The organism is Pseudomonas sp. SORT22 (assembly GCF_018417635.1).
Taxonomy (GTDB): Bacteria; Pseudomonadota; Gammaproteobacteria; order Pseudomonadales; family Pseudomonadaceae; genus Aquipseudomonas.
Map to the genome: position 1 here is coordinate 4,208,480 of NZ_CP071007.1, position 21,406 is coordinate 4,229,885.

Consider the following 21,406-nt stretch of genomic DNA (forward strand, 5'->3'; position numbering starts at 1 on the left):
TATTTAGTTATCAGGGGCGATTATCATTAGCGCCTCGTGCGCATCCTTGCGGCATGAAAGAACCATCACTATAAACTACAGACAAACTTCTTCACTGCATTTATTTGACAATTTTTTCTCATTTCAAGCGTTAGTTTGCCGCCCCACTTCCCCTGCAATAACAAGGCAAACGCCATGCACGCTACACGCTCAGCGCCGGTGCGCTATCTACTGCTATTAACGTCGTTGTGGTTGGTTATTTTCTTACTGACAAGAAGCGCCCTGTACTTCACTCACCTGAGTGAAGCCGGGGGGCATTTTTTCTCGATCTTTACCACCGGCCTGGTCTATGACCTGGGCTTTCTGATTTATGCCGCCCTGCCCCTGGCCGTCTACCTGCTGCTGTGCCCGGCGCCGCTATGGCGGTTGCGGGCGCATCGCGGGTTGCTGCGAGTGGTGATGTTCGCCAGCGTATTCATCATGTTGTTCGTCGCCGTTGCCGAATGGCTGTTCTGGGACGAGTTCGGCGTGCGCTTCAACTTTATCGCCGTGGACTACCTGGTGTACTCCGATGAGGTACTGAACAACATCCTCGAGTCCTACCCCATCGGCCTGATTCTCAGCGTACTGGCACTGGTCGCGTTGGTAGTGACCCTGGCAATTGCCAAACCGCTGCGCCAGGCCCTGGATGCACCTTTGCCCAGTTGGCGTAAACGCCTTGCCAACCTTGCTGGCCTGGCACTGCTGGTTGGCTGTTGCGCGCTGTTGATCAACCAGGACATGCCTCGCGGCCAGGGTGGCAATGCTTACGCCCGCGAACTGGCAAGCAACGGGCCGTACCAGTTCTTTGCCGCGTTTCGCAACAACGAACTGGACTATTCACAGTTCTACGGCAGCCTCAGCGAAAGCGAATCCACCCAGTTGATCCGCGCCGAACTGCAAGAACCCAATGCACGCTTCGTCGATCAGGAACCCATGGGCATTCGCCGGGAAATTACTGCCTCGGGCAGCCCGCGCACGCCGAATATCGTCCTGGTTACCATCGAGAGCCTGAGCGCCAAGTACCTGGGCAGCAACGGCGATACTCGCAACCTTACCCCCAACCTCGACGCACTGCGCAAGCAGAGCCTGTACTTCAACAACTTCTATGCCACCGGCACGCGCACCGACCGCGGTCTGGAGGCGATCACCCTGTCGATGCCGCCAACGCCCGGGCGTTCGATCGTCAAGCGCATCGGCCGTGAAAGCGGCTTCGCCAGCCTTGGCCAGCAACTGGCCGAAGTCGGCTATGACAGCGTGTTCGTCTACGGCGGGCGCGGCTATTTCGACAACATGAACGCGTTTTTCAGCGGCAACGGCTACCGGGTCGTCGACCAGAGCAGCGTTGCCGAAGCCGACATCAGCTTCAAGAATGCCTGGGGCATGTCCGATGAAGACCTGTACACCCAAGCGCTAAAACTGGCGGACGCCGACCACGACAACCAGGTGCCGTTCTTCCTGCAACTGATGACCACCTCCAACCATCGTCCCTACACCTACCCCGATGGCCGTATCGATATTCCATCAGGCAATGGCCGCGACGGCGCGGTGAAGTACACCGACCATGCCATCGGGCGCTTTTTGCAACAGGCCCGCAGCAAACCCTGGTTCGACAACACCCTGTTCATCTTTGTCGCCGATCACACGGCGGGCAGCGCCGGCAAGGAGGACCTGCCGGTCAGCAACTATCAGATCCCGCTGTTCATCTACGCCCCGAAGCTGATCGAAGCGCGCGAGGAGTCAAAACTGGCCAGCCAGATCGACCTCGCACCGACCCTGCTGGGCCTGTTGAACATGAGCTACACCTCGACCTTCTTCGGTCGCGACCTGATGCTCGATGACCGCCTGCCACCGCGGGTGCTGATCGGCAACTACCAGCACCTGGGCCTGTTCAACGGCCAGGACCTGGCCATCCTCAGCCCGCGTGACGGCTTGCGCCGCCACAACCAGGCGCTGGGTGAAAGCCAGGAAGTGAACAGCAGCACCAGTGACCCGTTGATCCAGCGCGCAATCGCCTACTACCAGGTCGCCAGCTACGGCTTCACCCACCACCTGCTCGACTGGCTGCCCGCAGCCAACGAGCGCACAGCACTGAAGAACTGATCGAACCTCGCGGCATCAGGCTCTGGCAGCACGCCAGAGCTTGCCGATGACCGCCACCACCGCCAGTACCGCGGCGCCGGCAAGGATACCGACGCCGGCGTTGAGCAAGGCGCCGGTCAAGGCGCCGCCGCGGCCTGCGCTGAAGGCTTCAATGGCATGGTGCAGCGGCGCCACGCCGTGCACCAGAATCCCGCCACCGACCAGAAACATCGCCGCCGTGCCGATCACCGACAGGCTTTTCATCATGTACGGCGCCGCGCGCAGGATGCCGTTGCCGATCGCCTTGGCGGCGCTGGAAGCCTTCTGGGTCAGCCACAGGCCCAGGTCATCGAGCTTGACGATGCCGGCCACCAGGCCATAAACACCGATGGTCATGACAATGGCGATGCCCGAGAGCACGATGATCTGCTGGGTCAGCGGCGCATGGGCGACCGCGCCCAGGGTGATGGCGATGATCTCGGCCGAAAGGATGAAGTCGGTGCGCACCGCGCCCTTGATCTTGCCTTGCTCGAAGGCCACCAGGTCGACTGCTGGGTCCGCCACCGCCTCGGTCAGCGCCGCATGCTCGGCCTGGTCTTGCTCCTTGCTGTGGAGGAACTTGTGCGCGAGCTTTTCGAAGCCTTCAAAACACAGGAACGCACCGCCGACCATCAGCAGCGGCGTCACCGCCCAGGGGATGAAGGCGCTGATCAACAGCGCCGCCGGCACCAGGATCAGTTTGTTGAGGAACGAGCCCTTGGCCACCGCCCAGACCACCGGGATTTCCCGCTCGGCGCGCACGCCGGTAACCTGCTGGGCATTGAGCGCCAGGTCGTCGCCCAGCACCCCTGCGGTCTTTTTTGCCGCGACCTTGGTCATTACCGAGACATCGTCGAGTACCGTAGCGATATCGTTGATCAATACCAGAAGACTGCTTCCTGCCATGTTTGCCTGATTCCAGCGGGTTGAGAGGGCCACAGTCTAGCTCAAAGTCGCCACCTTGAGCCGCTTGCGAACCCGGTGCTACCATGCGCAACCGCCCTCCCAGGCCCGGGTGCCGCCAGCGGCCAGACACGAGGAACAGCGTCAACCATGAGCAGCATTCGCGAGCGCAACAAAGAACTGATCCTGCGCGCGGCCAGTGAAGAGTTTGCCGACAAGGGCTTCGCTGCCACCAAGACCAGCGACATCGCGGCCAAGGCCGGCCTGCCCAAGCCCAACGTCTATTACTACTTCAAGTCCAAGGAAAACCTCTACCGCGAGGTCCTGGAAAGCATCATCGAGCCGATCATGCAGGCGTCGACACCGTTCAATGCCGACGGCGATCCCAAAGAAGTGCTGAGCGCCTACATCCGCTCCAAGGTGCGCATCTCGCGCGATCTGCCGTTCGCCTCCAAGGTGTTCGCCAGCGAGATCATGCACGGCGCGCCGCACCTGAGCCCGAGCCAGGTCGAGCAGCTCAACGACCAGGCCCGGCACAACATCGAGTGCATCCAGGCGTGGATCGACCGCGGCCAGATCGCCCCGCTCGACCCGCACCACCTGATGTTCAGCATCTGGGCCGCGACCCAGACCTACGCCGACTTCGACTGGCAGATCTCGGTGGTCACCGGCAAGGCCAAGCTCGATGACAGCGATTATGAAGCGGCGGCGCAGACCATCATTCGTTTGGTGCTCAAGGGCTGTGAGCCGGACGCTTGATCGGTAGTGCATCCATCGCGGGTCAAGTCGAGTCGTCGCACCGCCGCTCCCACAGGGTCAGGTGATTGTGGGAGCGGCGGTGCGACGACTCGACTTGACCCGCGATACATTTTAAGCCGCTACACCGGCATCCGCCGTCAACCCCGCCTCTTCGATCGCACTGATCGCGCACTGCTCGTCGATATCCGACGTATCGCCACTGATACCGATCGCCCCCAGCACCACGCCCTGCTGATTACGAATCAGCACCCCACCCGGCGCCGGCACCACCGGGCTTTGACCCAGGCCATTGAGCGCGGCGAAGAACGCCGGGCGCTGTTGCGCGTCCAGCGCCAGCAGGCGCGAGCCCTTGCCCAGGGCAATTGCGCCCCAGGCCTTGCCCATCGCCACTTGCGGGCGCAGCAGGCTGGCGCCGTCTTCACGCTGCAGGGCCAGCAGGTGACCGCCGCTGTCCAGCACCGCCACGGTCAGCGGCGCGGAGGAGATCTTGCGCCCGGCCACCAGCGCAGCGTTCACCAGGCTGACAGCGACTTTCAGGGTCAAAGCGTTCATGGAAAGGTCCTCTTGTTGTTAGAAGCCCGAGGGCAGGTGTAAAAATCAATAGAACAAATAGAACACAATGGCGAATATTTTTGTATACAATAATTTCGACGCGATGAACCAATTCTGACGAAACGCCATTTTTAAAGGCTTCCCGACGAAAGCGCCGATCGCCGATGAAAATGGATTGACCAGAGTCGCCTGGCGTGAATACACTCTGGTGAAAAGCCATTTGTATACAATTACAAAATCAAAGAGGCACAAAACCATGAGCAAAATGAGAGCAATTGATGCAGCCGTTCTGGTGATGCGCCGCGAAGGTGTGGAAACCGCGTTTGGCATTCCGGGTGCAGCCATCAACCCCCTGTACTCGGCCCTGAAGAAAGTCGGCGGTATCGATCACGTCCTCGCTCGTCACGTTGAAGGCGCCTCGCACATGGCCGAGGGTTACACCCGCACCAAGGCCGGCAACATCGGCGTGTGCATCGGCACCTCCGGCCCTGCCGGCACCGACATGGTCACCGGCCTGTACAGTGCCTCGGCCGACTCCATCCCGATCCTGTGCATCACCGGCCAAGCGCCGCGTGCCCGCATGCACAAGGAAGATTTCCAGGCCGTCGACATCACCAGCATCGTCAAGCCGGTGACCAAGTGGGCGACCACCGTTCTGGAACCCGGCCAGGTGCCATATGCGTTCCAGAAAGCCTTCTATGAAATGCGCTCCGGCCGCCCAGGCCCGGTGCTGATCGACCTGCCGTTCGACGTGCAGATGGCCGAGATCGAATTCGACATCGATGCCTACCAGCCGCTGCCGGTGCAAAAGCCTGCGGCCAACCGTGTCCAGGTCGAGAAAGCCCTGGCCATGCTCGACACTGCCGAGCGTCCATTGCTGGTTGCCGGTGGCGGCATCATCAACGCCGATGCCTGCGACAAGCTGGTGGAATTCGCTGAGCTGACCGGTATCCCGGTGATCCCGACCCTGATGGGCTGGGGCATCATCCCTGACGATCACCCGCTGATGGTCGGCATGGTCGGCCTGCAGACCTCGCACCGCTACGGCAACGCCACTATGCTCAAGTCCGACGTGGTGCTGGGTATCGGCAACCGTTGGGCCAACCGTCACACCGGCTCCGTTGACGTCTACACCGAAGGCCGCCGCTTCATTCACGTCGACATCGAGCCGACCCAGATTGGCCGCGTGTTCACCCCGGACCTGGGTATCGTTTCCGACGCTGGCGCCGCCCTGGACGTGTTCCTGGAAGTGGCCCGCGAGTGGAAAGCCGCCGGCAAGCTCAAGGACCGCAGCGCCTGGCTCGAAGACTGCCAGCAGCGCAAGTCGAGCCTGCAGCGCAAGACCCACTTCGACAACGTGCCGGTCAAGCCGCAGCGCGTTTACCAGGAAATGAACCAGGTGTTCGGCAAGGACACCTGCTACGTCAGCACCATCGGTCTGTCGCAGATCGCCGGCGCACAGTTCCTCCACGTCTACAAGCCGCGCCACTGGATCAACTGCGGCCAGGCCGGCCCGCTGGGCTGGACCATTCCTGCGGCGCTGGGCGTGGTCAAGGCCGACCCGACTCGCAAGGTCGTGGCACTGTCGGGCGACTATGACTTCCAGTTCATGATCGAAGAGCTGGCAGTGGGCGCGCAGTTCAACCTGCCCTACGTCCACGTGCTGGTGAACAACTCCTACCTGGGCCTGATCCGCCAGGCCCAGCGCGGCTTCGAGATGGATTACTGTGTGCAGCTGGCGTTCGAGAACGTCAACGCGCCGGAACTCAACGGTTATGGCGTCGATCACGTCGCCGTGGTCGAAGGCCTGGGCTGCAAGGCCCTGCGCGTGACCGAGCCTGGCGAGATCGCCCCGGCCCTGCTCAAGGCGCAAAAGCTGGCTGAAGAGTTCCGGGTACCGGTGGTGGTCGAGGTTATCCTCGAGCGCGTGACCAACATTTCCATGGGCACCGAAATCAACGCGGTCAACGAATTCGAAGACCTGGCCCTGGTCGGCAACGACGCGCCAACCGCGATTTCCCTGCTCGACTGATCGCTGCGAAGGCCCTGCTGCCGGGTGCACAGGGCCCCTTTTTGCAAGGAGACAACCATGCCACGTTTCGCCGCCAACCTGTCCATGCTGTTCACCGAGCAGGACTTCCTCGCCCGTTTCAAGGCTGCTGCCGACGCCGGCTTCAGCGGTGTCGAGTACCTGTTCCCGTACGACTTCAGCTCGGCTGAAATCAAGCAGCAGCTCGATGCCCACGGCCTGACCCAGGTGCTGTTCAACCTGCCGGCCGGCGACTGGGCCAAGGGTGATCGCGGCATCGCCTGCGACCCGGCCCGTGTCGAGGAATTCCGCGCCGGTGTCGATCTGGCCATCGCCTACGCCCAGGTGCTGGGCAACACCCAGGTCAACTGCCTGGCCGGCATCCGTCCACAAGGCCCGGACTGCGCCACGGTGCGCAAGACCTTCGTCGACAACCTCAAGTTTGCCGCCGACAAGCTGCAGGCCGCCGGGATCAAGCTGGTCATGGAAATGATCAACACCCGCGACATCCCGGGCTTCTACCTGAACACCACCAAACAGGCGCTGGAGATCCAGGCCGAGGTGGCGAGCAGCAACCTGTACCTGCAATACGACATCTACCACATGCAGATCATGGAGGGCGATCTTGCCCGTACCGTGCAGAGCAACCTGGCCAAGATCAACCACATCCAGCTGGCCGACAACCCCGGCCGCAACGAGCCGGGTACTGGCGAGATCAACTATCGCTTCCTCTTCGAACACCTGGACCGCATCGGCTACCAGGGCTGGGTGGGCTGTGAATACAAGCCGCTGACCACTACCGAAGCGGGCCTTGGCTGGCTGAAGACCCATAACGCGATCTGACCTGCATCCAACAATTACAAGAGGCATTTCTCATGGCTAAAATCGGATTTATCGGCACCGGCATCATGGGCCGCCCAATGGCGCAGAACCTGCAAAAAGCCGGTCACAGCCTGTTCCTCTCGACCCACCACGACGCTGCCCCTGCCGACCTGGTCGCCGCCGGCGCCGTAGCCCTGGCCAACCCGAAAGAAGTGGCCCAGGAAGCTGAATTCATCATCGTCATGGTCCCCGATACCCCGCAGGTTGAAGCGGTGCTGTTCGGCGACAACGGCGTGGCCCAGGGCGTCGGCCCGAACAAGGTGGTGATCGACATGAGCTCGATCTCGCCAACCGCCACCAAAGCCTTCGCCGAGAAGATCAAGGCCACCGGCGCCACCTACCTCGACGCGCCGGTGTCCGGCGGTGAAGTCGGTGCCAAGGCCGCGACCCTGAGCATCATGGTCGGCGGCTGCCCGAACGCCTTCGAACGCGCCCTGCCGCTGTTCCAGGTCATGGGCAAGAACATCACCCGCGTCGGCGGCAGCGGCGACGGCCAGACTGCCAAGGTCGCCAACCAGATCATCGTCGCCCTGAACATCCAGGCGGTGGCCGAAGCGCTGCTGTTCGCCGCCAAGAACGGCGCCGACCCTGCCAAGGTGCGTGAAGCACTGATGGGCGGCTTCGCTTCGTCGAAAATCCTCGAAGTGCACGGCGAGCGCATGATCAAGGGCACCTTCGACCCGGGCTTCCGTATCAGCCTGCACCAGAAAGACCTGAACCTGGCCCTGCAAGGCGCCAAGGAACTGAACATCAACCTGCCCAACACCGCCAACGCCCAGCAAGTGTTCAGCACCTGCGCGGCCATCGGCGGCGCCAACTGGGACCACTCGGCGCTGATCAAGGGCCTTGAGCACATGGCCAACTTCTCGATCCGCGGTGAAGAGTAAGAGGCCAGTTGCAAGCTTCAAGCTGCAAGTAAAAGCAGGCCGCGCGTCGATCCGCTTTCTCTTGCGGCTTGGAGCTTGAAGCTTGCCGCTTTCAGCGCCCCTGGGTCGGCCTGCACGGAGGCGGGCCCAGGGGCGTTTTTGATTCTGAAAAACAATAAGATTGGAGCCTGCCATGTCGGTCGATCCGCAACACTTTCTGCGCGAGCTGTTCGCCACGGCCATCGATGCCGCGCATCCCCGCCAGGTCCTTGAAGCCCACCTGCCCAGCGACCGCAGCGGTCGCGTCATCGTCATCGGCGCCGGCAAGGCTGCCGCGGCCATGGCTGAAGTCGTCGAGCGCGCCTGGAAGGGCCCGGTTTCCGGCCTGGTGGTTACCCGCTACGGCCATGGCGCCAGCTGCTCGAAAATCGAAGTGGTCGAAGCCGCCCACCCGGTCCCGGATGCCGCCGGCCTGGCCGTGGCCAAGCGGGTACTGGAAATGGTCAGCAACCTCACGGCTGACGACCGGGTGATTTTCCTGCTCTCCGGCGGTGGTTCGGCGCTGCTGGCGCTGCCTGCCGAAGGCCTGACCCTGGCCGACAAGCAACAGATCAACAAGGCCCTGCTCAAATCCGGCGCCACCATCGGCGAGATGAACTGCGTGCGCAAGCACCTCTCGGCGATCAAGGGCGGGCGCCTGGCCAAGGCTTGCTGGCCGGCCACCGTCTATACCTATGCGATTTCCGATGTACCCGGGGATCTGGCCACGGTCATTGCCTCCGGCCCCACCGTGGCCGACCCGAGCACCTCGGCCGAAGCCCTGGCGATCCTCAAGCGCTACAACATCGAAGCGCCTGCTGCGGTCACCGCCTGGCTCAACAACCCGGCCTCCGAGACCGTCAAGGCTGACGACCCGGCCCTGGCCCGCAGCCACTTCCAGCTGATCGCCCGGCCCCAGCAGTCGCTGGAAGCGGCAGCGGTCAAAGCCCGCCAGGCCGGCTTCAGCCCGCTGATCCTTGGCGACCTCGAAGGCGAGTCGCGCGAGGTGGCCAAGGTCCATGCCGGCATCGCCCGGCAGATCGTCCAGCACGGCCAGCCGCTGTCGCCACCCTGCGTGATCCTCTCCGGTGGCGAAACCACCGTGACCGTGCGCGGCAATGGCCGTGGCGGGCGCAACGCCGAGTTTTTGCTGAGCCTGACCGAAAGCCTCAAGGGCCTGCGCGGGGTCTATGCCCTGGCCGGTGACACCGATGGCATCGACGGCTCCGAAGACAACGCCGGCGCACTGATGACCCCGGACAGCTACGCCCGCGCCGCGGCCCTGGGCCTGTCGGCCAGTGACGAGCTGGACAACAACAATGGCTACGGCTACTTCGCCGCGCTCGATGACTTGATCGTTACCGAGCCGACGCGGACCAACGTCAACGATTTTCGCGCCATCCTGATTCTCGAGAGTGCCTGACATGACGCCTGATAAAAAAGTCAAAATCCTCGCCACCCTCGGTCCTGCGATCAAGGGCATCGATGACATCCGCCAACTGGTCGAGGCCGGGGTGAACATCTTTCGCCTGAACTTCAGCCACGGCGAGCACGAAGACCACGCCCTGCGCTACCAGTGGATCCGCGAGGTGGAGAGCCAGCTCAACTACCCGCTGGGCATCCTCATGGACCTGCAGGGGCCTAAACTGCGCGTCGGCCGTTTTGCCGAGGGCAAGGTCCAGCTGCAACGCGGCCAGGCCCTGCGCCTGGACCTGGACAGCACCCCGGGTACGCTTGAGCGGGTCAACCTGCCGCACCCGGAAATCATCGCTGCGCTGGAGCCGGGCATGGACCTGCTGCTCGACGACGGCAAGCTGCGCCTGCGGGTGACCGCCAAGCACAGCGACGCAATCGAGACCGAAGTGCTCAACGGCGGCGAGCTGTCCGACCGCAAGGGCGTCAACGTGCCGCAAGCGGTACTCGACCTCAGCCCGCTGACCGCCAAGGACCGCCGCGACCTGAGCTTCGGCCTGGAGCTGGGCGTGGACTGGGTGGCACTGTCGTTCGTGCAGCGCCCGGAAGACATCGTCGAAGCGCGCCAGCTGATCGGTGACCGTGCCTACCTGATGGCCAAGATCGAGAAGCCCTCGGCGGTGACCCAACTGCGCGCCATTGCCGAGCTCAGCGACGCGATCATGGTTGCCCGTGGCGACCTGGGCGTGGAAGTGCCGGCCGAAAGCGTGCCGCAGATCCAGAAGAGCATCATCAACACCTGCCGCGAACTGGGTAAACCGGTGGTGGTGGCCACGCAGATGCTCGAATCGATGCGCTTCTCCCCGGCCCCGACCCGCGCCGAAGTCACCGACGTCGCCAACGCCGTGGCCGAAGGCGCCGATGCGGTGATGCTCTCGGCCGAGACCGCTTCGGGCGACTACCCGCTGGAAGCGGTACAGATGATGAGCAAGATCATCCGCCAGGTGGAGAACGGCCCGGACTACCAGGCGCAACTCGACGTCGGCCGGCCGAAAGCCGAGGCCACCGTGTCGGATGCCATCAGCTGCGCGATCCGCCGCATCAGCGGCATCCTGCCGGTGGCGGTGCTGGTCAACTACAGCGAATCGGGGGCTTCGACCCTGCGCGCTGCGCGCGAGCGGCCACGGGCGCCGATCCTCAACCTGACGCCCAACCTGTCCACCGCCCGGCGCCTGAGCGTGGCCTGGGGTGTGCATTCGGTGGTCAACGATCGCTTGCGCCAGGTCGACGAGATCTGCTCCACCGCCCTGGAGATCGCCCAGGCCCAGGGCATGGCCAGCCGCGGCGACACGCTGTTGATCACTGCCGGTGTGCCTTTTGGCAAGCCGGGGTCGACTAACACGCTGCGGATCGAGACCTTGATCTGAGGTAGACCGCTCCCACAGGTTTGTGGGAGCGGGCTTGACCCGCGATGAATGCAACACAAACCCCAGGTGGGACAACCCGGCCCAAAGAGGCTCCCCACTCCACATCAACCCAGACTGCCCCCATGTACACCAAGAATTTCGTCAACCCGTGCCCCGACTGGGCCACTGCCTTGCTCAACGGCTTCAGCCAGGTGCTGCTGCAGCGCAATCCGCTGTGTGGCCTGTGCTGCCTGCTGGCTATCACCCTGACCGCGCCCGACCTGGTCGGCGGCGCGCTGCTCGGGGCCCTCGCCGGGCTGCTGACTGCCCAGCGCCGTGGCTACAACCGCACTGACCGCCAGGCCGGCCTGTACAGCTACAACGGCGTGCTGATTGGTCTGCTGATCAGCTATGCCCTGCCCTGGTCGGCGATTCTGCCGCCACTGATCATCGCCGCTGGCGGCCTGAGCAGCATGCTCGTGCACCAGTGGCTCAAGCGCGGCCCCAGGCAACTGCTGCCTGCCTATACCGCGCCGTTCGTGTTGCTCGGCTGGGCCGCCCTGGCCATGGCCGAACCCGCCAGCGCCACCAGCACCAGTGTCGAGGCCAACCCGCTGTTCGCCCTGGCCCGCGGCCTTGGGCAGATCTTCTTGCTCGACCAGCCGCTGGCCGGCGTGCTGATCGCCCTCGGCCTGCTGATCTCCAATCGCTACGCCGCCGTCTGGGCCCTGCTCGGCTCGGCCATCGGCGGCAGCGTGGCGTTGCTCGGTGGCGAGGCCACGGCGGCCTACAACGGCCTGTTCGGTTTCAATGCCGCCCTCGCCGCCCTGGCCTTCAGCCAGGAACGCCAGCGGCCCTGGCTGCCGCTGCTGGCCATCGTCCTGGCAATTGCCCTGCAACCAGCGGTGAGCCTGCTGCCGGTCGCCGGCCTGACTGCGCCGTTCATTCTCGCCTGCTGGCTGCTGCATGCCGGCGGCCGCCTGCTGCGCCTGCCGCTATCCCACAGCCGGCGTCGCTTGCACAGCTGAGGTGCAGCCCCTAGGCTCTGCCCATCTGCCTTTGGAACGAGCCTATGGACACCCCTTCGAGCTGGCGCGAGCGGCTCTACGTCATCGTCTTTCAAACCGACACCACGGCCGGCCGGCGCTTCGACAAGATCCTCCTGCTGATCATTCTCGCCAGCCTGGTAACGGTGATCCTCGACAGCATCGACGAGGTGCACCAGGGTTATGCCGGGTTGCTGGCGGCCGTCGAGTGGGGCTTTACCGCGATCTTTCTGGTCGAGTACCTGATCCGCTTGTATTGCTCGCCCAAGCCCTTGCGCTACGCCTTCAGTTTTTATGGCCTGGTCGACCTGCTGGCGATCGTCCCGGGGATCATCGCCCTGTACTACAGCGACGCCCAATACCTGCTGATCATCCGCGTCGTACGTATGCTGCGGATCTTTCGCGTGCTCAAGCTCAGCCCCTACCTCAAGCAGGCCCATTACCTGCTCGCGGCGCTGCGCGGCAGCAAGCAGAAGATCATCGTGTTCCTGCTCAGCGTCTCGACCCTGGTCACCGTGTTCGGCACCCTGATGTATGTGGTCGAAGGTCCCGAGCATGGCTTTACCAGCATCCCCAAGGGCATCTACTGGGCGATCGTCACCCTGACCACGGTCGGCTTTGGCGACATCGTGCCCAAAACCCCGCTGGGCCAGGTGTTGTCGTCGATGGTGATGATCACCGGTTACTCGATCATCGCCGTGCCCACCGGGATTTTCACCGCCGAGCTTGCCAACGCCATGCGCGGCGAACAGCTACAGCACGACTGCCCGGTGTGCCGGAAAAACAGCCACGAGCACGGCGCGGCGTTCTGCTCGCGCTGCGGCAATGCGCTGTTTAAAAAAATGGAATAAGCAAAGCACTTTTTAATCTTTTAGCGCCTAAAGCCCAACCGTTATAGTCGCTGGCATAATGCCTTTAACGCTAACTCGAACAAGGAATGCGCAGTGAAAAAACTCTTCAGTGCCTCGCTTCTGGCCGCAAGCCTCGCCTTCGGCTCCGTGGCCCAGGCTGCTCCGGCGCCGCTGCTGAACGTCTCGTACGACGTGATGCGCGACTTCTACAAGGATTACAACGCCGCGTTCCAGAAGCACTGGGAAGCCGAGCACAAAGAGAAGATCACCGTGCAGATGTCGTTCGGTGGCTCGAGCAAGCAGGCCCGTTCGGTAATCGACGGCCTGCCGGCTGACGTCATCACCATGAACATGGCCACCGACATCAATGCCCTGGCCGACAACGGCAAGCTGGTGCCGGACAACTGGGTCACGCGCCTACCGAACAACAGCGCGCCGTTCACCTCGGCCACTGTGTTCATCGTGCGCAAGGGCAACCCCAAGGCCCTGAAAGACTGGCCCGACCTGCTCAAAGACGGCGTCCAGGTCATTGTGCCAAACCCGAAAACCTCCGGTAACGGCCGCTACACCTACCTCTCGGCCTGGGGCTATGTGCTGAAGAACGGCGGTGACGAGAACAAGGCCAAGGACTTTGTCGGCAAGCTGTTCAAGCAGGCGCCAGTGCTCGATACCGGTGGCCGCGCCGCCACCACCACCTTCATGACCAACCAGATCGGCGACGTGCTGGTGACCTTCGAGAACGAAGCCGAAATGATCGCCCGCGAGTTCGGTCGTGACCAGTTCGAAGTCATCTACCCAAGCGTCTCCGCCGAAGCCGAGCCACCGGTGAGTGTGGTCGACAAGGTGGTCGAGAAGAAAGGCAGCCGCGCCACCGCCGAGGCATACCTGAAATACCTGTGGTCGCCTGAGGCCCAGGAAATCGCCGCCAACAACTACCTGCGTCCGCGTGATCCAGCGGTGCTGGCCAAGTACACCGACCGCTTCCCGAAAGTCGACTTCCTCTCGGTCGAGAAGACCTTCGGTGACTGGCGCACCGTGCAGAAAACCCACTTCAACGATGGCGGGATTTTCGACCAGATCTACACCGGGCAGTAATGGCCTCATCGCGGGTCAGTCGAGGTGACGCCTCGACTTGACCCGCGATTGCTTCACCCCCTATCGAACTTACCCTCCCATTTGCTGATCAGTTCATTGACTACCCTTTCCGTCATCCACGGCTCAAGGAGTGCCCAGTGACCCGATCTTTACTCACCTTGCTGTTCAGTTGTCTGTTGAGCAGCCAGCTGTTCGCCGCCGAACCTTCGCCCGCCGCACCAACACCTGAACCTGAACCCGTGGTCCAGGGCGGCCTGCTCGGCGCCATTGCCGATGGCCTGGACGATGTCAGCCAGGAACTGGATATCGACAGCCACCTGTTCGACAGCTGGCGCCTGCGCGCCGACCGCGCCGTCAATGAAGTCGATCAACTGGTCAACCGCCACGCCGGTCGCGATGGCCTCGACCTGCTCGGCGATTTCGCCCTGCTGAGCATCACCTGGCTGGTCGCCTTCGCGGTGCTCACCAACCTCGGCCGCCTGCTGGCCCATCGCAGCAACAACAGCCGCCCGCTGCGCCAACGCCCGCGCCTGCAGAAACTGCTCGGCTACCTGCTGCCCTATACCCTGCCGGCCCTGGCCAGCCTGCCGACCACGCTGTACGTCAGCCACTATCTGGAGCCGTCGGTAGGCCGCGCCCTGGGCCTGAGCCTGGCCTATGCCACCAGCAGCGGTATCTTCTCGACATCGATCATCCTGTGCCTGATCACCCTGTTCGACACCGGCCACAAGCGCGCGGCGGTGCGCATCATTCGCCAGCTGGCGCCTCGGCCGCTGTTCATGATCGGCTTTCTGGCGGCCTGGAGCGATGCCCTGACCAGCCCGCAGATCACCCGCCAACTGGGCGGCAACATCACCAGCAGCGTGGCGGTAATCACCGGCCTGCTGGCGACCCTGGCGTTCGCCGTCCTGGTGATTCGCCTGCGCCGCCCGGTGGCGCACCTGATCCGCAACCGCGCGCTCAAGGAGCGCTTGCAGCACCGCGCCGTGCAGGAAACCCTGCGGATCTTTTCCTGGCTCTGGTACCTGCCGATCCTGATGATGATCCTGGTCTCGGCCATCACCCTGATCGGCGCCGGCGAAGAGAGCCAGAAGGCCCTGCAAAACGCGTTGCTGACCACCATTTTGCTGATCGCCACGCTGTTTCTCAGCACCACCTTGCAGCACCTGTTCAAGGCCCACGACATCGAACCCGGGCAACGCCTGCGTCCGTACAAGGAACTGCTGCGCAACCTTGCCCACGCGCTGCTGCGCATCGCCATGGCAGTGGCCTTCATCGAGCTGCTGGGGCGCATCTGGGGCTTTTCGGTGCTCGATTTTGCCCTGCGCAACAGCCTGGGCCGGGCGATCAGTGATTCACTGAGCAGCATCGGCCTGATCCTGCTGGTCACCTGGCTGCTGTGGGTGGTGATCGACACGGCGATCCAGGAAGCCCTCAAGCCCACGGTGGGGCGGCGCTCGTCGCGCCAGCCGAGCACCCGGGTGCGGACCATCCTGCCGATGCTGCGCAATGCCATCAAGATCATCCTGGTGGTGATCTGCACCATCACCACCATGGCCAACCTGGGCATCAACGTCGCGCCCTTGCTGGCCGGCGCCGGGGTGGTCGGCCTGGCGATCGGTTTCGGCTCCCAGCAACTGGTGCAGGACGTGATCACCGGGCTGTTCATCCTCATCGAAGACACCATAGCCATCGGCGACTGGGTGGTGCTCGATTCCGGGCATGCCGGCACGGTCGAGAGCCTGACCATCCGCACCTTGCGCCTGCGTGATGGCAAGGGCTTCGTGCACTCGGTACCGTTCGGCCAGATCAAGGCGGTCACCAACCAGTCACGGCAGTTCGCCTATGCGTTCTTCTCGGTTCAGTTCAGCTACCAGACCGACGTCGACAGCGCGCTGAAACTGATCCGCGAAGTCGGCCAGTCGATCAGCGAAGACCCGCTGCTGCGCCACAGCCTGCAAGGGCCGCTGCAGGTGTTCGGGGTCGACAGCATGAACCTCAACGGCATCACTTTGACCGCGCAGTTTCGCACCAGCTCCGGCGGGCAATATGCGGTCAATCGCGCCTTCAACGAACGGCTGAAAAAGCGCGTCGACCAGACCGACGACGTGAGCTTTGCGCAATACAATCCGCCACCGCAAAAAGTCGCTGAAGAACCGGCCTGATTGCTTTAACCCCAGCGGCCATCGGTGCTAAAGTCGCGGCCATGAACCGCGCCCCCGCCGACCGCCCGCTGATTGCCTGGACCTTGTACTTCTGTGTCCTGTTCAATCTGTTCGCCTGCGGTATCGGTCACGGGCAGATGATGGGCCTGCAACTCAACGGTATCGGCGGCGCCTATTGTTCGGCCATGGGCAGCGCCGGGCCGACGCTGAAAAGCGATTTCGGCGATCAGACGGTGGCCGGCTGGGACAGCATGCAGACCTGCCCGGTGTGCGCTGCCGCCGTGGTCTGCCTGGGCCTGGTGCTGGTCATCGGCTGGCTGCTGGCGGTTACCCGGGTACGTCGCTATCACCGTGAACTGCGCAGCAAAGCGCCGCCGCGATATTGCTGGCCGGCCGCCAACCCCCGCGCCTCCCCGCTTCTGGCTTGAACCTCCTGGCAGCCGCTTGGGCTGCCCGAAACCGGCCGTTTTTTGCTGTGCCTGCCTGACAGGTGCAGGCGGCCGCTGGCTCAATTTCCAGAGTGTGATTCATGCCCTACTCCTATCGCCTTTACGGTTGCGCGGCGCTGCTGTGCGCGTTGCCCTTCCACGCTGTGGCCGAGGCGCCGCTGACCCTGCCCGACCTGCGTATCAACAGCCGCGCCGACGCCGAAGACGGCGTGCTGCTCGACACCCCGTCGCAAACCGCTTCGCGCCTTGGCCTCACCCCGCGGGAAACCCCGGCCTCGGTGAGCATCGTCAACCGCCAGCAGATCGAGCAACGCGGCGCGCAGACCACCCAGGACGCACTTAACGGCGTGCCCGGCATGACCGCCGCCTCACCACCGGGCTCGGCAGGCTCGGTGGCTTACCGGGGGTTTTCCGGGGGGCAGATTACCCAGCTGTTCAACGGCATCAGCGTGCAGTACGACTCGGTTGCCGCGCGCCCGGTCGACAGCTGGATCTATGACCGCGTCGAAGCCGTCGGCGGGCCGTCGAGCTTCCTGTTTGGCGCTGGCGCCGTCGGCGGCTCGATCAACTACATCAGCAAACTGGCCAGCCGCGACGAGAACTTCAACGAAGGCAGAATCAAGTACGGCTCCTACGACAGCAGCGAGACCTCGTTCGGCTTCAACCATGCGCTCAACGACGGCGATGGCATCCGCAACTACGCACGCCTGGATTTCAGCCACAGCAAGAGCAACGGCTATGTCGATCGCGAAGAGCGCGATGCCTGGACCGTGGCGTTCTCGCTGCTCACCGACATCAACGACCAGCTGTCCCACACCCTGGCCGTGGAGTACCAGAACGAAACGGTCGACAGCCCCTATTGGGGCAGCCCGGTGCTCAACCCGCTGGGCGGCGAAATGAAGGTCGACGAGAGCCGCCGCTTCGAAAACTACAACGTCGAGGACGGCCGCTACGAGCAGCGCGTTCGCTGGCTGCGCTCAATCACCGAGTACCGCTTCAACGACAACACCTCGCTGCGCAACACCCTCTACCACTACAACACCGAGCGTGATTTTCGTAACCTCGAAACCTACGCCTACAACGCGGACAACAGCCGGGTCAACCGCTCCAACGCGCTGCTGCAACGCCATGACCAGGAGCTCAACGGCAACCGCTTCGAATTGCTGCACGAGGGCCAGATGTTGGGCCTCAACAGCCAGTGGTCGGCGGGCCTGGACTACAGCCACAACGTGCAGATGACCTACCCGCGCTCGATCACCGGTATTTTCGACAGTGTCGATCCGGCCAGCTTCGAACCCGGGCATTTCTATGACCTGAAGGGCATGGTCCCGGGCTTTCAGAAGAACCGCGAGAACACCGTCGACACCTGGGCAGCGTTCGTCGAGAACCGCCTGCAACTGACCGAGCGCCTGTCGCTGCTGACCGGCTTGCGCTATGACCATATCGACCTCGATGTGCACAACTACCGCACGGTCGATGCCAACAACCCGCTGGACTTCCAGCGCAGCTACGAGCCCACCACCGGGCGCATCGGCCTGGTCTACGAGCTGACCCCGGCGGCCAACGTCTATGTGCAGTACAGCACCGCCGCCGACCCGCCCTCGGGCATGCTCAGCACAGCCAGTTTTGCCACCGTACGCGACTTCGACCTGAGCACCGGCAAGCAGCTGGAAGTGGGCAGCAAGTTCAGCTTCCTCGATGGCCGCGGCGCCGCCACCGTTGCCGCCTACCAGATCGAGCGCAAGAACCTCGCCACCGCCGATGCCGCCAACCCCAGCGTCACCCAGCCGGTGGGCAAGCAGACCTCGCGCGGGGTAGAAGTGGCCGCCTCGCTGCACGTCACACCGAAGCTGTTGGCCGAGGGCAACTTTGCCTACGTCGACGCCCAGTACGACGAGTTCAACGAGAACGTCGGCGGTCGCTCGATCTCGCGCAAGGGCAATACCCCGACCAACATCCCCGAGCGGGTCGCCAACCTGTGGCTGACCTACGACATCGACCCGAGCTGGCAAATCGGTGCCGACAGCCGCTACGTGTCTTCGGTGTATGCCGACGCAGCCAACACCCGCTACGCGCCGGCCTACACGATCTTCGGTGCCTTCGTCGGTTTCAAGGTCGATGACGACACGCGCATCACGGCCCGGGTGCGCAACCTGACCGACGAGGTGTATGCCCGCTGGACCTCCTCGAGCATGCTCTACCTCGGTGCCCCGCGCACCCTGGAGCTGGCCGTGCAGACGCGCTTCTAGGACGCCGCCGATGAAACGTTACCTGTACCTGTGGCACCGCTGGCTGGGCATCGGCTTATGCCTGTTCATGGCCCTGTGGTTCTTCTCGGGGATGGTCATGCTGTATGTCGGCTACCCCAAGCTGACCCCGCGCGAGCACTACGCTCACCTGCCGCAGTTGCGCGTTCAGGATTGCTGCGTCGACCTCGGCACTGCCCTGCGCAGTGCCGATGCCGAGCGCACCCCGGCCAGCATCCGCCTGAGCACGGTGGCCGGCACGCCGCGCTACCTGTTCAGCTATCCAAGCCGGGCCAGCGTGGCGGTGGACGCCCGCACGGGCCAGCGCCTGCAGGCGATCGATCGCGAACAGGCCCTGGCCAGTGCGCATCAATACGATCCGCAGGCAACAGCCCGTTATGCCGGGGTGGTGACCGAAGACCTGTGGAGCCACTCGCGCGCCCTCGACGCCGAGCGCCCGCTGCAGCGGGTGCAGCTCGACGATGGCGCACGCACCCTGCTGTACATCTCCGGCCATACCGGCGAAGTGGTGCGCGATGCCAGCGCCCTGGAGCGCGGCTGGAACCTGGTCGGCGCCTGGCTGCACTGGCTGTATCCATTACGCGGCATTGGCGTCGACGGCCTGTGGAGCAACCTGGTGATCAGCCTGTCGCTGGCCGGCACGCTGATGGCGTTGCTTGGCGCGGTGATCGGGATCCTGCGCTGGCGCCTGCGCAAGCCCTACCGCAGTGGCTCGCGTTCGCCCTACCGGGGCTTTGCCCGCTGGCACCATATTGGCGGCTTGCTGTTTGGCGTGCTGGCGATTACCTGGATTTTCAGTGGCTTGATGTCGATGAACCCGTGGCGGCTGTTCAGCAGCTCAATGCCGTTGAATGTTGCGGCCTATCAAGGCGGGCCGTTGACCGCGGCGGCTTTTCCGCTGTCGGCCTCTGAGGCGCTGGCGCGGTTCGACCAGCAAGGTTTCAAGGCCCGTGAGCTGGAATGGCGCTTGATTGCGGGTGCGGGGTACCTGGTCGGTCATGATGGCGCCGGGCGCACGCGGGTGCTGTCGATGGCCGACGGCCAGGTGCTCGAACGCCTGCCGCGGGAGGTGCTGGAGCGCGCCGCACAAGCGATCCTGCCCCAGGGCCAGATGTACAGCGAGCAGCTTGAAGCCTACGACTTCTACTACTACGCCCGGGCCGAGCAAAGCATGCTCGGCCACCTGGAAAAGCGCTTGCCAGTGTTGCGCGTACGCTTTGCAGACCCGCAACAGACCTGGCTGCACCTGGACCTGTACACCGGCGAAGTGCTGGGTGTACTGGACCAGCCGCGGCGCGTGTCGCGCTGGTTGTTCTCGTTGCTGCACAGCTGGGACTGGCTACCGCTGTTGCAACGGCGGCCATTGTGGGATGCCTGGATGATCGCCTTCAGCCTGGGCGGGCTGGTGCTCAGTGTCAGCGGTGTGGTGCTGGGCTGGCGGCGCTTAGCCAAGTAGGAGCGGGCTTGCCCCGCGATAGCATTCTGTCCGCCACATCGCATCGCGGGCAAGCCCGCTCCTACACAAGGGCCCTGAACACCAGCGCCTTCAAGCCACCCGCCGGATCGCTGTCGGGAAACTCCGGCGGGTTGGCCAGGCGTTCGACAAAGCTCAGCTCCGGTGCTTGCTCAGCCATGCCTTCGATGAGAAAGTCCGGGCCAACGGCCGGGTCGTTGACGCAGGCCAGCACCGTGCCGCCGGCGTTCAACAACTCCGGCAGGCGCCGCAGGATCTTGCGGTAGTCCTGGGTCAGGACAAAGCTGCCCTTCTGGAAGCTTGGCGGGTCGATGATGATCAAGTCATAGGGCCCGGACTTGCGCACCTTGCCCCACGACTTGAACAGCTCATGGCCAAGAAAACTCACCTTGCCCAGGTCATGGCCGTTGAGCCGATGGTTATCGCGCCCGCGGCTCAATGCCGAGCGCGCCATGTCCAGGTTGACCACCTGCTCGGCGCCACCGGCAATCGCCGCCAGCGAAAAACCGCAGGTGTAGGCGAACAGGTTGAGCACGCGCTTGCCCGCCGCCTGCTCACGCACCCAGCGCCGACCATAGCGCATGTCGAGGAACAGACCGGTGTTCTGCTTGAGGCCCAGGTCCAGCTGATAGCGCAAGCCGTCCTCATCGATCAACCAGTGCTCGCTGGGGGTACCCAGCAGCCACTGCCCGGGGCTGTCCGGCAGGTAGCGGTGCTGAATCAGAATGGCCTGGCCGCGCCAGCCTGGCGCCTGGGCAAGCGTCAGGAGCATCTGCTCCAGGGCCGGCAACTGGCCCTCGGGCGGCTGGCGAAACAGCGACACCAGCAACACCCCCTGCAGCCAGTCCACGGTGATCTGCTCAAGCCCCGGCCAGCAGCGCCCGCGGCCATGGAACAGGCGCCGGGTTTCGCTCGGCGCCGGGTCGAGGGCGGCGAGCAGGTGCTGCTGGAGGGTGTCGATCACAGAGGTCATGGGCAGATTCAATCGGGTAAAGTCGCCTATTCTACCTTGCCCCGCCGGTGACAACAGGCCGTTCGGCCTTTGATGAACACGATGGGTGAATGTGACCG

Annotated in this window: 17 protein-coding genes; 14 read left to right on the forward strand and 3 right to left on the reverse strand. The window is 63.6% G+C overall.

The genetic code is table 11. From position 1 onward, the window contains the following. Window positions 1–174: 174 nt before the first annotated feature. Window positions 175–2,121, forward strand: a complete 1,947-nt coding sequence (locus JYG36_RS19165) for an LTA synthase family protein (RefSeq protein WP_213602031.1) — start codon at window positions 175–177, stop codon at window positions 2,119–2,121. A 15-nt stretch (window positions 2,122–2,136) separates the two neighbouring features. On the opposite strand, the gene JYG36_RS19170 is transcribed toward JYG36_RS19165, so the two are convergent. Further along, on the reverse strand, window positions 2,137–3,045 hold the full coding sequence (locus JYG36_RS19170; protein WP_213602033.1) for a DUF808 domain-containing protein: 909 nt from the start codon (window positions 3,043–3,045) through the stop codon (window positions 2,137–2,139). 147 nt (window positions 3,046–3,192) lie between these two features. Here JYG36_RS19170 and JYG36_RS19175 point away from each other — a divergent pair, with 147 nt between their 5' ends. Continuing rightward, a complete protein-coding gene (locus JYG36_RS19175) occupies window positions 3,193–3,801 on the forward strand; it encodes a TetR/AcrR family transcriptional regulator (RefSeq protein WP_010225109.1) in 609 nt (202 codons plus the stop codon). A 111-nt stretch (window positions 3,802–3,912) separates the two neighbouring features. Here the strand turns inward: JYG36_RS19175 and JYG36_RS19180 are convergent, their stop codons facing one another. Then, window positions 3,913–4,353 (reverse strand): GlcG/HbpS family heme-binding protein, encoded by a 441-nt coding sequence (locus tag JYG36_RS19180; RefSeq protein ID WP_045200407.1) that lies wholly within the window; start codon window positions 4,351–4,353, stop codon window positions 3,913–3,915. Window positions 4,354–4,609: 256 nt separating this feature from the next. On the opposite strand from JYG36_RS19180, the gene gcl reads away from it, so the two are divergent. From gcl to JYG36_RS19240, 12 genes are all read left to right on the forward strand, one after another. Continuing rightward, window positions 4,610–6,385 carry a glyoxylate carboligase gene (gcl, locus tag JYG36_RS19185; RefSeq protein WP_045200404.1) on the forward strand — a complete coding sequence of 592 codons (1,776 nt, stop codon included), beginning with the start codon at window positions 4,610–4,612 and terminating at the stop codon, window positions 6,383–6,385. 57 nt (window positions 6,386–6,442) lie between these two features. After that, window positions 6,443–7,225 carry a hydroxypyruvate isomerase gene (hyi, locus tag JYG36_RS19190; RefSeq protein ID WP_093385501.1) on the forward strand — a complete coding sequence of 261 codons (783 nt, stop codon included), beginning with the start codon at window positions 6,443–6,445 and terminating at the stop codon, window positions 7,223–7,225. Between the two features lie 32 nt (window positions 7,226–7,257). Beyond that, on the forward strand, window positions 7,258–8,151 hold the full coding sequence (locus JYG36_RS19195) for a 2-hydroxy-3-oxopropionate reductase (protein WP_045200397.1): 894 nt from the start codon (window positions 7,258–7,260) through the stop codon (window positions 8,149–8,151). Between the two features lie 172 nt (window positions 8,152–8,323). Further along, entirely contained in the window at window positions 8,324–9,592 is a 1,269-nt protein-coding gene (locus JYG36_RS19200; protein ID WP_045200395.1) for a glycerate kinase type-2 family protein, read from the forward strand. Between the two features lies 1 nt (window position 9,593). Next, entirely contained in the window at window positions 9,594–11,009 is a 1,416-nt protein-coding gene (gene pyk, locus JYG36_RS19205; protein WP_045200392.1) for a pyruvate kinase, read from the forward strand. Between the two features lie 122 nt (window positions 11,010–11,131). Then, complete coding sequence (locus JYG36_RS19210; protein WP_093385510.1) at window positions 11,132–12,016, forward strand: urea transporter; 885 nt, start codon at window positions 11,132–11,134, stop codon at window positions 12,014–12,016. A gap of 44 nt (window positions 12,017–12,060) precedes the next feature. Continuing rightward, window positions 12,061–12,885, forward strand: a complete 825-nt coding sequence (locus JYG36_RS19215) for an ion transporter (protein WP_045200389.1) — start codon at window positions 12,061–12,063, stop codon at window positions 12,883–12,885. Window positions 12,886–12,978: 93 nt separating this feature from the next. Beyond that, window positions 12,979–13,980: a sulfate ABC transporter substrate-binding protein gene (locus tag JYG36_RS19220; RefSeq protein WP_123568109.1), complete on the forward strand. Its 1,002-nt coding sequence runs from the start codon at window positions 12,979–12,981 to the stop codon at window positions 13,978–13,980. A 137-nt stretch (window positions 13,981–14,117) separates the two neighbouring features. Further along, the gene (locus JYG36_RS19225; RefSeq protein ID WP_213602034.1) at window positions 14,118–16,145 is read left to right on the forward strand and encodes a mechanosensitive ion channel family protein; all 2,028 of its coding nucleotides are present in this window, start codon (window positions 14,118–14,120) and stop codon (window positions 16,143–16,145) included. A gap of 41 nt (window positions 16,146–16,186) precedes the next feature. Next, a complete protein-coding gene (locus JYG36_RS19230; protein ID WP_093385520.1) occupies window positions 16,187–16,573 on the forward strand; it encodes a DUF2946 domain-containing protein in 387 nt (128 codons plus the stop codon). 101 nt (window positions 16,574–16,674) lie between these two features. Continuing rightward, window positions 16,675–18,843 carry a TonB-dependent receptor gene (locus JYG36_RS19235; RefSeq protein ID WP_213602035.1) on the forward strand — a complete coding sequence of 723 codons (2,169 nt, stop codon included), beginning with the start codon at window positions 16,675–16,677 and terminating at the stop codon, window positions 18,841–18,843. 10 nt (window positions 18,844–18,853) lie between these two features. Continuing rightward, on the forward strand, window positions 18,854–20,317 hold the full coding sequence (locus JYG36_RS19240) for a PepSY domain-containing protein (protein WP_213602036.1): 1,464 nt from the start codon (window positions 18,854–18,856) through the stop codon (window positions 20,315–20,317). A 61-nt stretch (window positions 20,318–20,378) separates the two neighbouring features. Here the strand turns inward: JYG36_RS19240 and JYG36_RS19245 are convergent, their stop codons facing one another. Then, window positions 20,379–21,308 carry a class I SAM-dependent methyltransferase gene (locus JYG36_RS19245; RefSeq protein ID WP_045200376.1) on the reverse strand — a complete coding sequence of 310 codons (930 nt, stop codon included), beginning with the start codon at window positions 21,306–21,308 and terminating at the stop codon, window positions 20,379–20,381. Between the last annotated feature and the right edge of the window lie 98 nt (window positions 21,309–21,406).